Origin of the sequence: Pseudomonas bubulae (assembly GCF_037023725.1) — a bacterium.
GTDB classification, from domain to species: Bacteria; Pseudomonadota; Gammaproteobacteria; order Pseudomonadales; family Pseudomonadaceae; genus Aquipseudomonas; species Aquipseudomonas bubulae.
The window spans coordinates 1,666,049-1,681,450 of sequence record NZ_CP146077.1; the positions used below are offsets into that span (position 1 = coordinate 1,666,049).

The following is a 15,402-nucleotide window of genomic DNA, read 5'->3' on the forward strand; positions in this document are numbered from 1 at the left end:
GCCTCAGTGATTCGTCGCCAGCAAGCTGACGGGTTTGGAACGATGGAACAGTCGTTCAAGCCACAAGTATATGACCGGCGTGGTAAACAGCGTCAGCGCCTGGCTCACCAGCAGCCCGCCGACTACGGCAATCCCCAGAGGCTGGCGCAGTTCGGCGCCGGTGCCGTAGCCCAGCATCAGCGGCAGGGCGCCGAGCAGCGCGGCGAGGGTGGTCATGATGATCGGCCGAAACCGCGTGATACACGCCTGGTAGATGGCCTCTTCGGGGCTCAGGCCACGGGTGCGCTGGGCATCGAGGGCAAAGTCGATCATCAGGATGCCGTTTTTCTTGACGATACCGATCAGCAGCACCAATCCGATCAGCGCCATGATCGAGAAATCCTGGCCACATATCCACAGCATCAGCAGCGCGCCAAGCCCGGCCGAGGGCAGGGTGGAGATGATGGTCAGCGGGTGTACAAAGCTCTCGTACAGCACCCCCAGAATGATATACACCGCCACCAGCGCCGCGAGGATCAACCAGGGCTGGCTGGCCAGCGAACTTTGAAAGGCCTGGGCGGCGCCCTGAAAGTTGCCACTGATGGTGCCGGGCATGCCGATGTCGTTTTTTGCCTGATTGAGCATCAGCACCGCATCGCCCAGGGCCACGCCGGGGGCGAGGTTGAACGACAGGTTGGCGGCCGGGAACATGCCGTCATGGCTGATGGACAACGGCCCGCTGATGGGCGCATCGACCCTGGCCACGGCCGACAGCGGCACCATTTCCCCGGTCAGCGGCGAGCGCAGGTAGAAGTAATTGAGGCTTTCGGCCTTGCCGCGCTGCTGCGCGTCGACTTCCAGAATCACGTTGTACTGGTTGGTCTCGGTCTGGAACTCATTGACCTGGCGCTGACCGAAGGCGTCGTACAGTGCTTCATCGACATCGGTGGCGGTCAGGCCAAAGCGCGCCGCCGCATTACGGTCAATGCTGATATGGGTGATGCTGCCCCCCAGTTGCAGGTCGTTGGACAGATCTCGAAAGGCCGGATTGGCGCGCAGTTTTTCGGTCAGGCGCTGGGTCCAGGTGGTGAGCGTCGGACCATCGTTGCTCTTGAGCACATATTGATACTGACTACGACTGGGGCCCGAGCTGAGGTTGATATCCTGGCCGGCACGCAGGTACAGCACGATGCCAGGCACCTTGGCCAGTTGCGGGCGAATGCGGTCGATAAATTCGCTGGCCGACACGTCGCGCTGGCCGCGGTCCTTGAGGGCAATCCAGAAGCGGCCGTTGGCGATGGTCTGGTTGCTGCCGGTCACGCCCACGGCATGGGAGAACGCCTGCACGGCCGGGTCGTTGCCGATGATCTCGGCCAGCGCCAGATGCTTTTGCGTCATGTCCGGGAATGAAATGTCGGACGCCGCCTCGGTGGTGCCGAGTACAAAGCCGGTGTCCTGCACCGGAAAAAAGCCCTTGGGGATCAACACATAGCCGGCGATAGCCATGGCCAGGGTCACGGCGAAAATCCCCAGCATCAATCGCTGATGCGCAAGGGCCCGCTTCAGGCCTTTTTCATAGAGGCCCAGCAGGCGCTCGCCAAAGCCCGGCCTGGCATCGGGCTTGTGTTCCGGTGTGCGCATAAACAGCGCGGCCAGTGTGGGCGCCAGGGTCAGCGATACCACCACGGAAATCATGATGGTCGAGGTCGCGGTCAGGGCGAACTCCTTGAACAACCGCCCGACCACCCCGCCCATAAACAGCAGCGGGATAAACGCGGCCACCAGTGAGACGCTGATGGATACCACGGTAAAGCCGATCTCGCTGGAGCCCTTGATCGCTGCGTCGCGCATGCTTTCTCCGGCTTCCAGATGGCGGTGGATGTTCTCCACCACCACAATCGCATCGTCCACCACAAAGCCCACCGCCACCACAATGGCCACCAGCGTCAGGTTGTTGAGGCTGAAGCCCAGCACATACATCAGTGCGAAACTGGCGATCAGCGACACGCCGAGTACCGCCGACACAATCAGCGTGGCCGACCACTGGCGCAAAAACAGCGCCATCACCGCAACCACCAGCAGCACGGCGATCAGCAGGGTGATTTCCACTTCATGCAGGGAGGCGCGAATGGTCTTGGTGCGATCGCTCAGCACCGTCACTTCGACCGAAGCCGGGAGCATGGCCTGCAGACCGGGCAGGGCGGCCTGGATGCGGTCTACCGTGTCGACGATATTGGCCCCCGGCTGGCGCGAAATCACCAGGTTGAGCCCCGGCTGGTGGCCCGACCAGGCCTGTACGTAGTCGTTCTCGGAACCGTTGATAACCCGTGCCACATCCCGTAGCTGCACGGGGGCGCCATCCTTGTACGAGACGATTAACTGGCCATATTCATCCGCGTCGAACAACTGGTCGTTGGTCGACAGCGTAGAAATGCTCGACGGGCCATACAGCGCGCCCTTGGCCAGGTTGAGGCTGGTTTGCTGGATCGCCAGGCGGATATCGGCCAGGGTCAGGCCGATGGCCGCCAGCTTGTCGGCCGAGGCCTGGACGCGGATCGCCGGGCGTTGCTGACCGGTGATATTGATCAGGCCCACACCATCAATCTGGCTGATTTGCCGGGCCAGCAGGGTTTCGACGTAATCGCTCAGTTCAGTGCCTGGCATCTGCAGCGAACTGATGCTGAGGATCAGTACCGGGCTGTCGGCCGGGTTGACCTTCTTCCAGGTCGGCAGGGTCGGCATGTCCTTGGGCAGTTTGCCGGACGCGGTGTTGATCGCTGCCTGAACCTCTTGCGCGGCGGTGTCGATGCTTTTGTCGAGGGTGAATTGCAGGGTCAGGGTGGTCGAGCCCAGGGCGCTGCTGGAGGTCATCTGGGTCATGCCGGGGATGGCGCTGAATTGCACCTCCAGGGGCGTTGCCACCGAAGACGCCATGGTGTCCGGGCTGGCGCCGGGCAATTGCGCAGATACCTGGATGGTCGGGAATTCCGCCTCGGGCAAGGGCGCCACGGGTAACCGGGGAAAGGCAATCAGCCCCACCAGCACCAGGGCGAAGGTCAGCAATACCGTGGCGACCGGGTGATCGACACACCAGGCGGACACCGAGCGGCTGCGGGTCATGGCTGCACCCGGGCAGCCGTTGGCCCGCTCAGGACTTCAACCCGCGAGCCGGACTTGAGCCGCGACTGGCCATCGCTGACCAGTGTGTCGCCGGGGTTGACGCCGGTGATGATGCTCAGTTCGGTGTCCTGAAAAGTCAGCTGCACGGGAACGGTTTCGACCTTGTCGCCGCTGACCCGGTAGACGAAGTAATTATCCAGCCCGCGCTGCACCACTTGCGGTGGCACCACCAGCGCGTTGCGGTCCAGTCCGGTCTGGATTTCGACATTGACCAGCTGGCCCGGCCACAAGCTTTGCGTGGAGTTGTCGAACTGAGCCTTGGCCTTGATTGTGCCGGTGGTTGCCGAGACCTGATTGTCGATCAGGCTAAGGCGGCCCTCGCCCAGTTGCGTGCCGCTACTGCCGGTATTGCCGACAAAGGCTTTGACCCGGGCCGGTTGTTTGGCCGTGAGCAAGTCGTGGAGCAGGGGCAAGTGCTGCTGGGGCAGGGAAAACTCCACGGCAATGGGGGCGATCTGGGTCACGGAAAACAGCCCCTGGGCATCGCTGACCCTTAGAAAGTTACCCGCATCTACTGCGCGAATGCCCACGCGCCCGCTGACCGGGGACTGGATTTGCGTATAGGACAACTGCACCTGTGCCGCGGCAATCGCCGCCTGATCACCCTGGGCCGAAGCCTTGAGCTGATTGACCAGGGCTTGCTGCTGATCGAGGGTTTGCCGGGACACGCCATTGTCCACGCTCAACAACTGATAGCGCTTGAGGTCGGCCAATGCGACCTGCAGTTGCGCCTGGTTCTGTCCCAGTTGAGCCCTGGCCTGATCCAGGCTGGCCTTGATCGAGCGGTCATCGAGAGTAGCCAGCAGGTCGCCAGCCTTGACCGTCTGGCCTTCCTTGACCCGAATACCCGTGAGGATGCCGTCGATTTGCGGACGTATGATGACGCTGTGCAGCGACAGTACGGCGCCAATCCCGTTGATATAGCGCGGTACATCCTGTTGCAGGACTTGCACGACCCGCACCGGCACTGGCGCGCTACCTGCCGATTTGCCGGGCGCCGGGCGATTGAGCCACCAGACGCTGCTACCCATCAGGGCAATCAGCAGCGTGCCCAGCAAGATTTTTTTGGTTTTATTGGGCATGCCGGATAGACGCCGTGTGCGTGGAATGGGGGCTTATAGAAAGGTTATAGCGTGTGGACCCGGTCATAACGGTGACGGCTAACTGACATTTGTGACAGCTTTAAGGTTTGTAGCAGCTGCCTCGTTCCTTCGGCAGCTGCTACGTCACGGGTTTTCACCGCGGGTTGGATTATTTTTACGACCAGCGAGTGCAACCTATACAGGGTGCGCAGGTATACTGGGCGGTCTTGCGCCATCCGGCCTGTTTATTTCCCGTATATCGGAGCTTTCATGACTTCTCCTACACCAACGACCGCTCCTGATGCCGTGAGCACCGAGAACCTCGATACCCCGGAAAAACCGGTCATTCCTGCGTTCACTTTTCCGTTCAAGCCATCGGAGTTTGCCAAGGCCAAGTCCCAGGGCAAGGCGTACTACCAAAAAAGCGGCCTCGGCGGTCATGATAAAACCCCTAACGCGCCCCCTCATGGCACCCGCAAAACCATGGGTAAACGCTAATTTTATGCCCTAAAAAGTGGCAATATGCCATTAGTGTTTGTTCAGGCCTGATTAACTCCTTTAGTCATGCGCCAGATCAGTATTTGCTTAATAGGTGCGCTTAGAGTCGACGACCCTGCCGACTCTTCTCTAATAATCCGAGCGCGCCCGTCATGAAAATCAATCTACCGATTACCGGCCGATCCGTTGATTTTGCCCCCGACGCCAACATCCTCTCCACCACTGATCTCGACAGCACCATCACCTACGCCAACCCTGACTTTATCGAGGTCAGCGGTTATGAACTGAGCGAGTTGCTGGGCACCCCGCACAACCTGCTGCGCCATCCCGACATGCCGCCCGCCGCTTTCAGCCATATGTGGCAGACCCTCAAGGCGGGGCGCTCGTGGATGGGGATGGTGAAAAACCGTTGCAGAAACGGTGATCACTATTGGGTCAGCGCCTATGTCACGCCGGTGATGAAAAATGGCGAGACCGTCGAATACCAATCCGTGCGTACCCACCCGACTCCTGAACGTGTCGCAGTCGCCGAGGCCCACTACGCCGCTCTACGCTCGGGGCGCAAGCCGCTGTTGCCGGCCGGCTTGCGCCTTGGCTTGGGGGGCAGGCTGGCATTGTTTGTCAGTGCCGTATTTGGCGCCGTTACAGCCGTGGGCACGCTGTGGCTGGCCAGCGTTGACGCACAGGCCGGGCTGTTGATCTGGCTGCTGGGCAGTCTGTTGAGTTCGCTGGCCATTGCCTGGTTGCTGCGGCCTTTGCATGCATTGACCCGTCGCGCCAAAGGCGTTGGCGACAATCCGTTGAGCCAGCAGATTTATACCGGGCGCCGTGATGAGTTCGGCCAGATCGAGTTTGCCCTGCATATGCTTGAGGCCCAGGTCGGCGCTGTGGTGGGGCGTATCGGTGATGCCTCGCAGCGATTGGCCGGGCACGCCAGCGAACTGGTTCAGCATCTGCAAAGCAGCCATGCCAGCACCTTGAATCAACAGTTGGAGACCGATCAGGTGGCCACTGCTATCAACGAAATGGCGGCGAGTGTGGCGCAGGTAGCGATCAACGCCCAGCAGGCGTCGCAAGCAGCCGATCGGGTGCAAAGTGAAACCCGTGAAGGCCATCAGCTGGTGACGCAGAGCCGCAGCACGGTGCAGCACCTGGCGACGGAGCTGGAGCGAGCCACCGAGGTGGTGCATCACCTGGAAAGTCACAGCAGCGATATTTCCTCGGTGCTGGAAGTGATCCGCAGTATTGCCGAACAAACCAATTTGCTGGCGCTCAACGCCGCTATCGAAGCGGCCCGCGCAGGTGATCAGGGCCGCGGCTTTGCCGTGGTGGCCGATGAGGTTCGTGGTCTGGCCCAGCGTACGCAGCAGTCGACCAGTGAAATCCAGGCCATGATCAGCGCTCTGCAAGAAGGTGCCCGGGCGGCGGTGCAGGTCATCCAGCAAAGCAGTGAATACGCTCAGAGCAGTGTCAATCAGACCCAACTGGCCAGTTGCGCGCTGGACGGGATCAGTGCACAAGTTCAGAAGATCACCGAGATGAGTGTGCAGATCGCCTCGGCGGTCGAAGAGCAAAGCGTGGTCAGTGAAGATATCAACCGTAATATCGCCGGGATTCGCAGTGCCTGTGACGTCACTGTGGATGCCGGGCAACAGAGCCATCGCCATTCAGGGGATGTCGCCGAGCTGGCCGCAGGTTTGCGCTCGCTTGCGCAAGAGTTCTGGCAAACCCGGCGCTAAAGCGCCTCGCGCTGGATCAGGGTCATGCCGTGCTTGTCGTACAGGCGCCGGGCGTTGTGGTTGTGCTCCATGACCTTGAGATCCAGGCAAGCCTCACGGCGCTGGCGGAAAACGGCAAAGACATGGTTGAGCAGTGCGCCGCCCAAGCCCCGGCCCCGGTGGTGCGGGTGTACCGCCAGATCCTTGAGGTAGGCGCTGGTCCAGGCCTGGGCAACCGCAACGGCCTTGCCCTCCAGGAGGATCACAAAACACAGTGCGGGATCGTACTCGGGGTCATGTTGCAGGCCGTATTGCCAGTCCTGCAGGGTTTGCATGCTGCCGGTGCCGTCGGTATGGCTCAGGCTGATCAGGGCATGTACCGGTTGCAGCAGCTCCTCGGTGAGCGTTACCAGGGTGAAGCCCTGGGGCCAGTGGGCCGGTGGCAATGGCTGGCGCAAATCTTTGCGCAGCAACAGGCAATACTGGCTCATGCTACTCAGTAACCTTGCTCGGCAACCGTGCGCGCGGCGAGGATCAAGCACTGTGTAAGCTCCGGCGAAGAGAACTTGGTCAGCACCGCATTGGCCCCCGCCAGGCGCGCCTTTTCGCTGTTCATCGCACTGTTGAGCGAGGTGTGCAGCAGCACATACAGATGGGCAAAGTCCGGGGTGTCGCGCACGGTACGGGTAAAGGCGTAGCCATCCATTTCCGACATTTCGATATCCGACACCAGCACGTTGATCTGATCCGGCGTGCCTTGCAGCTCCAGTAACCGCTCGATGGCTTCCTTGGCGCTGCGTGCGGTGTGGCAATGCAGGCCCAGGTTGCGCAGGGTAATGACCGACTGTTGCAGGGCCACCTGACTGTCATCCACCACCAGAATGCGGGCATTGGCCAGCAGTTTTGACTCTTCTTTACTGAGGCTGTCGCTGGCGTCCTCGACCTTGGCCGGGGCGATGCCGTGGATCACTTTTTCGATATCCAGCACTTGCACCAATACACCGTCGACCTGGGTCACACCGGTGATATACGAGCGCTTGCCGGAGCCGTAGGGCGGCGGACGGATATCGGTGCTCAGGCAGTGCACGATTTTGCTCACCGCCTGCACATGCAGCCCCTGTTTGGAGCGGCTGACATCGGTGACGATCAGGCAACCAGCGTCCGGGTCGAGCAGCGGCTGCTCGCCGATGGCACGGCTCAGGTCGATTACCGACAGTGCCGCGCCGCGCAACACGGCGATGCCTTTAACATTGGGGTGGGACTCGGGCATTTTGGTCAGCGGCGGGCAGGGAATGATTTCACTGACCTTGAGCAGGTTGATCGCCAACAACTTGCCGCTGCGCAGAGTGAAGAGCAGAAGGGAGAGTGAATCTGCGCGGGCATTGTTCGATGACATAAAAATCTTCTGTGCTGGGAGCGATACGGGGTTATCGACCTGAATGTTACGGGCTTTAACCGGTCGGCATAAATCCCCTTGTAGATACTCTGTTGCAGGTCAAGCCTTATTGTGGGAGCGAGCCTGCTCGCGAACGACCTTCGCGAGCAGGCTCGCTCCCACAGTTGCAGTGTTCCTGCAGCTGTCGAGCCTGCGCTCCTCGGCAGTTGCTACGGGATCAGGGTTTCAGGCCCAACCGTTTGGCCATGCGGGCCAGGTTTGCCCGGTCAAGCCCCAGCTCCCGCGCCGCACTGGCCCAGTTGTGCTGATGGCGTTCCAGGCAGGTGCTGATCAGCTGGCGCTGGTAATTTTCAGTGGCCTGGCGCAAGTCGCCCACGGCATCCGGCAGGTTCTGGGGGGCGATCGGCGCAGCGCTGGCGCCGGAGGTCGGCAAATCCAGATCCGCCGCCGTCAGGGTCAGGATGCGCGGCCGCGTGCTGCAATTGCCCAAGGCTTTAAGGGCGCTGCGGCCAATCAGGTGTTCCAGTTCGCGCACATTGCCCGGCCAGGAATACTGCACCAGCGCCGCCTGCGCGTCGGGACTCAGGCGCAGGCTGCCCAGGCCCATGCGCGAGCGGTTTTGCTCCAGAAAAAAGCCGCTCAGCAGCAACACATCACGGCCGCGTTCGCGCAAGGCTGGCACCCTGAGCGGGTAAACGCTAAGGCGATGGTAAAAGTCGGCGCGGTAGCGACCGCTGCGCACTTCTTCGGCCAGGTCGCGGTTGGTGGCTGCGATCAGGCGTACGTCGACCCGGTGCTCCTGATCCGAGCCCAGGCGTTGCAACTGCCCGCTTTGCAGCACCCGCAACAGCTTGGCCTGCACGGTCAGCGACAGCTCGCCCACTTCATCCAGAAACAACGTGCCACCGTTGGCAAGCTCGAACTTGCCGCGTCGGTCGTTGGTGGCACCGGTAAAGGCACCGCGCACATGGCCGAACAGTTCGCTTTCAACCAGCGTGTCGGGCAAGGCCGCGCAGTTAAGGCTAATCAGCGGTTTGTCTGCCCGTGGCGAGGCTGCGTGAATGGCCTGGGCCACCAGCTCCTTGCCGACACCGGTTTCACCGGTTATCAGTACCGTCAGATCGCTGCCGCCCACCAGGGCAATTTCTTCCAGTAAGCGTTTGTGCACCTTGCTCTGGCCGATCAGCTCCTTGTTGGGCGAACCATTGGCTTGCCGATAGAGTTCGGCCTTGCGCTGCTCATCCTCGACCCGCAATGCCAGCCGTTCGATCCGTTGAGCCACATTGACCGTAGCGGCAGCCAGGCTGGCAAAGGCCTGCAGGTCATCCAGCGAGACCGGCTCGAAGCGTTTGGAATCCAGTGCGTCAAGGGTTAGCAGCCCCCATGGGCGCTCTTCTACAAACAGCGGGCAGCCCATGCAGTCGTGGACTTCCAGGTGTTCGGCCAGCCCGTCGACCAGGCCGTCGTAGGGGTCTGGCAGTTCGCAGTTGCTGGGGAAACGGGTGGGGCCTGGACTTGCGAGCAAAGCCTGAAAGCGCGGGTGCTCGCTGACTTTGAAGCGCCGCCCCAGGGTGTCCAGGCTCAAGCCATCAACAGCCAACGGCACCAGCCATTCGCCATCCAGTCGCAGCAGGGCTGCGGCATCGCAAGGCAGCAGGGTGCGCAGCGCGTGCAGCAAGCGGCGATAGCGTTCGCTCTCGGGCAGATCACGGGACAGATCGTCCACCAGCGGCAGCAGGGTGGTCAGTAGCAGTTTTGCAGTCATTTTGACCTCGCGTAGTCATTATGACTGTATAGTAACTCGTGTCAAAATGACTATGTTTGTATTAACTTGCTGATTTTAAAGGGTTTAATTGTTGGCACGGAAACTGATAAGTAAAGGGTAATTGTTGAAGCCTACGTGCTCAGGAGTCACCCATATGCTTACTGCTCAGGATCGTGCCATCGTTAAATCTACCGTGCCACTGCTGGAAAGCGGCGGTGAAGGGCTGATTACCCACTTCTATCGCATGATGCTCTCGGAATACCCGCAAGTGCGTTCGCTGTTCAACCCGGCCAACCAGGCCAGTGGTGACCAGCCGCGAGCACTGGCCAACGGCGTGCTGATGTATGCACGGCACATCGATCAGCTGGACCAGTTGGGCGATCTGGTGGCCCGGATCATCAACAAGCATGTTGCGTTGCAAATCCTCCCTGAGCACTACCCAATTGTTGGCAGCTGCCTGCTGCGGGCTATTGAAGAAGTGCTGGGCAGCGACATCGCGACCCCGCAAGTGCTCAGCGCCTGGGGAGCGGCCTACAACCAGTTGGCCGATATCCTGATCGGTGCCGAAGCTGCCATCTACGACGAAAAAGCTGCAGCACCTGGCGGCTGGCGCGGCGGGCGCGAGTTCAAACTGGCTGCCAAAATCCAGGAAAGTGCTGAAATCACTTCGTTTTACTTCCGCCCGGTAGACCAGCAACCGATCCTCGACTTTGCCCCGGGCCAGTATATCGGTCTGAAACTGATGATCGATGGCGAAGAAGTGCGTCGCAACTACTCACTGTCGGCGCTGGCTCAGGTCGGTCGCTACCGTATCAGCGTCAAGCGCGAGAAGGGTGGGGTGGTGTCCAACTTCCTGCACGACCGTCTGAATGTGGGCGATACCCTGGAGCTGTTCCCGCCAGCGGGCGACTTCACCCTGGCCAATAGCGAAAAACCGCTGGTGCTGATCAGTGGCGGTGTGGGCATTACACCGACCCTGGCGATGCTTGAAGCGGCCCTGGCGACAAAACGCCCGATCCACTTTATCCACTGTGCCCGCAATGCCGATGTGCATGCCTTCCGCACATGGATCGATGAACTGGCAGACCAGCATCCGCAATTGAAGCGTTTCTACTGCTATGACGAGCAGGGCGAGTCTGCAGATCATGTAGGGCTTTTGACCGAAGAAGTACTGGCTCAGTGGTTACCGCAAGAGCGTGACCTGGATGCCTACTTCCTGGGGCCAAAAGGCTTTATGGGGGCGGTCAAGCGTCATCTCAAAGCCCTGGGTGTGCCGGAGCAGCAAAGCCGCTACGAGTTCTTCGGCCCGGCAGCCGAGCTGAAGTAGGGCGCGTGGCAGCTGCCGAGGAACGAAGGCTGCTACAAGAAGCAGGCAAGACCTTAATCCCCCATTAATCCCCTTGCGCCACTTTTCCTGCAACGTTCAGATACATCCAGGCCCGGGGTCTGGGTGTAAACTGTGCGGCTTACACATAATCAGGCAAAGGGACGCGGGATGACCAATGACATGTTGCAACTGGGCCGGGAGAAACGCTTCCTGGTCCTGCTCGGGGTGATCTGCCTGGCGCTGATCGGCGGCGCGCTGTACATGCAGATCGTGCTCGGCGAGGCACCTTGCCCGCTGTGTATCCTGCAACGCTATGCACTGCTGCTGATCGCGATCTTTGCCTTTATCGGTGCAGCCATGCCTGGCCGGCGCAGCCTCACCGTGTTTGAAGTGCTGGTGGTGCTCAGTGCCATCGGTGGTATTGCCGCCGCCGGGCGCCACGTCTATATCCTCGCTCACCCGGCCGTGAGCTGCGGTCTTGATGTGTTGCAGCCAATCGTCGATGGTCTGCCGTTGGCAGCCGTGTTCCCCCTGGGGTTTCAGGTCGACGGGTTTTGCTCCACCCCATACCCGCCGGTGCTTGGTCTGTCGCTGGCACAGTGGGCACTGGTGGCCTTTGTAATGACTGCGGTGCTGGTGCCACTGGGCATCTATCGCAACCGGAAACAATCGAGCTGAGCCAGCCACCAATTTTTGCTTGAGCAGCCTCGTGCTTCCTTCGGCAGTGCGGGGCGTTTTTTTGTCCCTGCGCAAATGTAAAGAAGGCGTGATCCTCACGTCGAAAAAGTCTGTGCGACACTGCGACATATTGTCACGCGCAGGGTGTCTCAGGGCTGGTTTTGGTCTGACCAGTGGTCTTTTAAACGTATGACTTCGTGTAACCCAGCTGAGGCATTTTGACGCTGGCAAAGGGGTTGAAATCAGGGTTGCGAGACTCAACGCAAATCGGCTGTAGCCCTTTTTATTTGGGCGTTCAGGCGGGGTCAGGGGGGGGTGTTCATGCGCTAAAAAGGGGCATAAAAGTGCAGGGCTAAAGACGTGCTACAACTCTGTTTCAAGGGGGGGCTTGAACGCTTGGCGTAATAATAGGCAGGGATTGTTACCGTACCCGATAAGAATTATTTCGGGATGAGACATGGTTTATAGAGAGCTACCTAACTACAATCGCCCGCACTGAACGTCCAGCCTGCTCATCCCTGAGCCCAAGCGGGAAGTTGAAGGCCGACTGGGTTGTTCAATACAGGCGTCCCATGCGACTCCCAGGTACTGGCAACCCTTCTAAGTTCCGCACCAAATGGAATTGGTCTGTGACAAGGCCATTGACCACGTATCGAATAAGAAATCACTGCTAACCCGGAATTTTGCCCGTTCGCCTGATGGTGATAGAGCAGGCTTTCATTCAATTCCGGAAAAGAGCCAACCCTTGGCAGGGCGAAGTGTTGGCGAAAAAAACCAACTGCATTGTGCAAGCTGTTTTAGAGGTCGTGAGATGACTAAAAAAAGGTACCCCAGACTCCTTGGCTTATTGCCACTTTTCGGCACGCTGCTGCTGGGAGGTTGCAACATGACATTGCTCGATCCGGTGGGGCAGGTCGGGATCGAAGAGCGGAATCTGATCATCACTGCAACACTGCTGATGCTTCTGGTCGTGGTGCCGGTCATCATTATGACCCTCGTCTTCGCGTGGAAATATCGCGCGTCGAACACCAGCGCTACCTATACACCTAAATGGTCGCACTCCACCAAGATCGAAGTCGTGATCTGGACTGTGCCAATTCTGATCATCATCGCCCTGGGCGTGATCACCTACAAGTCGACCCACGCGCTGGACCCTTATCGTCCGCTCGAGTCCGACGTCAAGCCGATTACCATCGAAGTGGTGGCAATGGACTGGAAGTGGATGTTCATCTATCCGGAACAGGGTATCGCTACCGTCAACAAGATCGTGTTCCCGGCCAACACCCCGGTCAATTTCCGTATCACCTCTGACACGGTCATGAACTCGTTCTTCATTCCAGGCCTGGGCGGTCAGATCTACGCCATGGCCGGGATGACGACCAAGCTGCACCTGATTGCCAACCGCAACGCTGAAATGGAAGGCATCTCTGCCAACTACAGCGGTGCCGGTTTCACGGGCATGAAATTCAAAGCGATCGCGACTACTCAGGCTGATTTCGATGCTTGGGTAAGTGAAGTCAAAGCATCACCTAAACAGCTTGACCAAGCTGAATACGAAGCCTTGAGCAAGCCAAGTCAGAACAACCCCGTTGAACTGTTCTCCTCGTACACACCGAACCTGTTTCAGAAAATCGTCGACAAGTACGAAGGTATGACGCCAGGCAAGCCGGTGAAGCACGAGAAGAAAGAAGTGGCCGGGACCGATGTGGTGGACATGAGTTCGCATTCAGCTGCCGGGGCAGAGGAGTAAACGATGTTTGGTAAATTAAGTTGGGAAGCGGTCCCGTTCCACGAGCCGATCGTGATGGTGACCATCGCCATGATCGCGCTGGGTGGTCTGGCACTGTTTGCAGCAATCACGTATTTCAAGAAGTGGACCTACCTGTGGACCGAATGGCTAACGTCAGTCGACCACAAGAAAATCGGCGTGATGTACATCATCGTCGCCATGGTCATGCTGCTGCGCGGCTTTGCCGACGCAATCATGATGCGTACCCAGCTGGCCATGGCCACCGAGGGTTCGCCTGGCTACCTGCCACCTGAACACTATGACCAGATCTTCACCGCTCACGGTGTGATCATGATCATCTTCATGGCGATGCCATTCTTCACCGGCCTGATGAACCTTGCAGTGCCGCTGCAGATCGGCGCCCGTGACGTGGCCTACCCGTTCCTCAACTCCCTGAGCTTCTGGCTGCTGGTGTCCGGCGTTGTGCTGGTCAACCTGTCGCTGGGCGTCGGCGAGTTCGCCAAGACCGGTTGGGTTGCCTATCCGCCGCTGTCGGGCTTGCAGTACAGTCCGGGCGTGGGGATGGATTACTACATCTGGGCTCTACAGCTATCGGGGTTAGGTACGACGTTAACCGGGGTTAACTTCCTGGCGACCGTACTGAAGATGCGTGCTCCAGGCATGAAACTGATGGACATGCCGATCTTCACCTGGACCTGCACCTGGGCAAACGTCCTGATCGTGGCTTCGTTCCCGATCCTGACCGCTACCCTGGCACTGCTGACACTTGACCGTTACATGGATTTCCACATTTTCACCAATGAACTTGGTGGCAATCCAATGATGTACGTCAACCTGTTCTGGGCGTGGGGTCACCCTGAGGTGTACATCCTCATTCTGCCGGCGTTCGGTATCTTCTCCGAAGTTATCTCCACGTTCACCGGCAAGCGTCTGTTCGGTCACCACTCGATGGTCTACGCCTCCGGCGCGATCTCGGTGCTGGGCTTCATGGTTTGGCTGCACCACTTCTTCACCATGGGTTCGGGTGCCAGCGTCAACGCCTTCTTCGGTCTGGCGACGATGCTGATTTCGATCCCGACGGGGGTGAAGCTATTCAACTGGCTGTTCACCATCTACCAGGGCCGTCTGCGCTTCACCAGCCAGGTTCTGTGGACCCTGGGCTTTATGGTGACCTTCGCCATCGGCGGCATGACTGGCGTACTGCTGGCCATCCCGGGTGCTGACTTCGTACTGCACAACAGCCTGTTCGTTATTGCTCACTTCCATAACGTGATCATCGGCGGCGCAGTATTCGGTTACATCGCAGGCTTCAGCTTCTACTTCCCGAAAGCGTTCGGCTTCAAGTTGAACGAAACCTGGGGCAAGCGCGCGTTCTGGTTCTGGATCGTCGGCTTCTTCATCGCCTTTATGCCGCTCTATGCACTGGGCTTCATGGGCATGACCCGTCGTCTGAACGCCAGCACCAACCCTGAGTGGGTGCCTTACCTGTACGTAGCCCTGTTCGGCGCAGTACTGATTGCCATGGGTATCGCCAGCCAGCTGATCCAGCTGTATGTCAGCGTCCGTGACCGCAACAAGCCAGAGAACGCCTGCGAATTCGGCGATCCATGGAATGCTCACACGCTGGAATGGTCGACTTCGTCGCCACCACCGTTCTACAACTTTGCTGTACTGCCAAAAGTCGACGGTATCGACCCGTTCACCGAAGCCAAGGAAAACGGCACTGCGTACCAGGTTCCGGCCAAGTACTCGCCTATCCACATGCCTAACAACACCGCTACCGGTGTGTACATGGGTGCTTTGCTGACCGTCTTCGGTTTCGCGATGATCTGGCACATCTGGTGGCTGGCCATCGTGGGTCTGGTAGGTACGGTTGTTGTCTTCGTTGCTCACGCCGCCCGTGACGACCAAGGCTACATGGTGCCGGTCGAGACCATCGAGCGTATCGAGGCCGAGCAGCACAAGCGTCTGGTAGCCGCCAAAGCAATTCCGGCTACTCGTGTTGAAACCAAGTTGGAACAGGCTTAAA

General features: G+C 59.3%; 11 protein-coding genes and 1 pseudogene. 7 read left to right on the top strand and 5 right to left on the bottom strand.

Annotated elements, in window-relative coordinates; all coding sequences use genetic code 11:
* Positions 1-3: 3 nt before the first annotated feature.
* Complete coding sequence (locus V6L81_RS07755; RefSeq protein ID WP_095018300.1) at positions 4-3,099, bottom strand: multidrug efflux RND transporter permease subunit; 3,096 nt, start codon at positions 3,097-3,099, stop codon at positions 4-6.
* Entirely contained in the window at positions 3,096-4,241 is a 1,146-nt protein-coding gene (locus tag V6L81_RS07760; protein ID WP_095018301.1) for an efflux RND transporter periplasmic adaptor subunit, read from the bottom strand. The genes V6L81_RS07755 and V6L81_RS07760 overlap by 4 nt, the downstream gene beginning before the upstream one ends.
* Positions 4,242-4,511: 270 nt before the next feature.
* On the opposite strand from V6L81_RS07760, the gene V6L81_RS07765 reads away from it, so the two are divergent.
* The 3 genes and pseudogenes from V6L81_RS07765 to V6L81_RS07770 all read left to right on the top strand — a co-directional run bounded on the left by V6L81_RS07765 (position 4,512) and on the right by V6L81_RS07770 (position 6,478).
* Entirely contained in the window at positions 4,512-4,739 is a 228-nt protein-coding gene (locus V6L81_RS07765; RefSeq protein ID WP_095001524.1) for a hypothetical protein, read from the top strand.
* Between the two features lie 152 nt (positions 4,740-4,891).
* Positions 4,892-5,173: pseudogene (locus V6L81_RS24185) on the top strand (PAS domain-containing protein); the annotation flags it as partial.
* 258 nt (positions 5,174-5,431) lie between these two features.
* On the top strand, positions 5,432-6,478 hold the full coding sequence (locus V6L81_RS07770) for a methyl-accepting chemotaxis protein (protein WP_370688595.1): 1,047 nt from the start codon (positions 5,432-5,434) through the stop codon (positions 6,476-6,478).
* Here the strand turns inward: V6L81_RS07770 and V6L81_RS07775 are convergent.
* The 3 genes from V6L81_RS07775 to norR form a co-directional block, all read right to left on the bottom strand.
* Positions 6,475-6,948, bottom strand: coding sequence for a GNAT family N-acetyltransferase (locus tag V6L81_RS07775; RefSeq protein WP_095024040.1), 474 nt, complete (start codon positions 6,946-6,948; stop codon positions 6,475-6,477). The two genes, V6L81_RS07770 and V6L81_RS07775, sit on opposite strands and share 4 nt — an antisense overlap.
* A 5-nt stretch (positions 6,949-6,953) precedes the next feature.
* Complete coding sequence (locus tag V6L81_RS07780; protein ID WP_095001521.1) at positions 6,954-7,853, bottom strand: chemotaxis protein; 900 nt, start codon at positions 7,851-7,853, stop codon at positions 6,954-6,956.
* A 217-nt stretch (positions 7,854-8,070) separates the two neighbouring features.
* Positions 8,071-9,618, bottom strand: a complete 1,548-nt coding sequence (gene norR, locus V6L81_RS07785) for a nitric oxide reductase transcriptional regulator NorR (RefSeq protein WP_095018304.1) — start codon at positions 9,616-9,618, stop codon at positions 8,071-8,073.
* Positions 9,619-9,772: 154 nt separating this feature from the next.
* Between norR and hmpA the strand changes: the two genes are divergently transcribed.
* The 4 genes from hmpA (at position 9,773) to cyoB (ending at position 15,401) form a co-directional block, all read left to right on the top strand.
* A complete protein-coding gene (hmpA, locus tag V6L81_RS07790; RefSeq protein ID WP_095018305.1) occupies positions 9,773-10,945 on the top strand; it encodes an NO-inducible flavohemoprotein in 1,173 nt (390 codons plus the stop codon).
* Between the two features lie 168 nt (positions 10,946-11,113).
* Complete coding sequence (locus V6L81_RS07795; RefSeq protein ID WP_095001518.1) at positions 11,114-11,623, top strand: disulfide bond formation protein B; 510 nt, start codon at positions 11,114-11,116, stop codon at positions 11,621-11,623.
* Positions 11,624-12,434: 811 nt separating this feature from the next.
* Positions 12,435-13,373 (top strand): ubiquinol oxidase subunit II, encoded by a 939-nt coding sequence (cyoA, locus tag V6L81_RS07800; protein WP_095001517.1) that lies wholly within the window; start codon positions 12,435-12,437, stop codon positions 13,371-13,373.
* A 3-nt stretch (positions 13,374-13,376) separates the two neighbouring features.
* Positions 13,377-15,401, top strand: coding sequence for a cytochrome o ubiquinol oxidase subunit I (gene cyoB / locus V6L81_RS07805; protein WP_095001516.1), 2,025 nt, complete (start codon positions 13,377-13,379; stop codon positions 15,399-15,401).
* Position 15,402 lies beyond the last annotated feature (1 nt).

Coding starts and splice junctions, on each gene's coding strand:
- V6L81_RS07755 (WP_095018300.1), bottom strand. CDS start 3,099: ATGACCCGCAGCCGCTCGGTGTCCGCCTGGTGTGTCGATCACCCGGTC.
- V6L81_RS07760 (WP_095018301.1), bottom strand. CDS start 4,241: ATGCCCAATAAAACCAAAAAAATCTTGCTGGGCACGCTGCTGATTGCC.
- V6L81_RS07765 (WP_095001524.1), top strand. CDS start 4,512: ATGACTTCTCCTACACCAACGACCGCTCCTGATGCCGTGAGCACCGAG.
- V6L81_RS07775 (WP_095024040.1), bottom strand. CDS start 6,948: ATGAGCCAGTATTGCCTGTTGCTGCGCAAAGATTTGCGCCAGCCATTG.
- V6L81_RS07780 (WP_095001521.1), bottom strand. CDS start 7,853: ATGTCATCGAACAATGCCCGCGCAGATTCACTCTCCCTTCTGCTCTTC.
- norR (WP_095018304.1), bottom strand. CDS start 9,618: ATGACTGCAAAACTGCTACTGACCACCCTGCTGCCGCTGGTGGACGAT.
- hmpA (WP_095018305.1), top strand. CDS start 9,773: ATGCTTACTGCTCAGGATCGTGCCATCGTTAAATCTACCGTGCCACTG.
- V6L81_RS07795 (WP_095001518.1), top strand. CDS start 11,114: ATGACCAATGACATGTTGCAACTGGGCCGGGAGAAACGCTTCCTGGTC.
- cyoA (WP_095001517.1), top strand. CDS start 12,435: ATGACTAAAAAAAGGTACCCCAGACTCCTTGGCTTATTGCCACTTTTC.
- cyoB (WP_095001516.1), top strand. CDS start 13,377: ATGTTTGGTAAATTAAGTTGGGAAGCGGTCCCGTTCCACGAGCCGATC.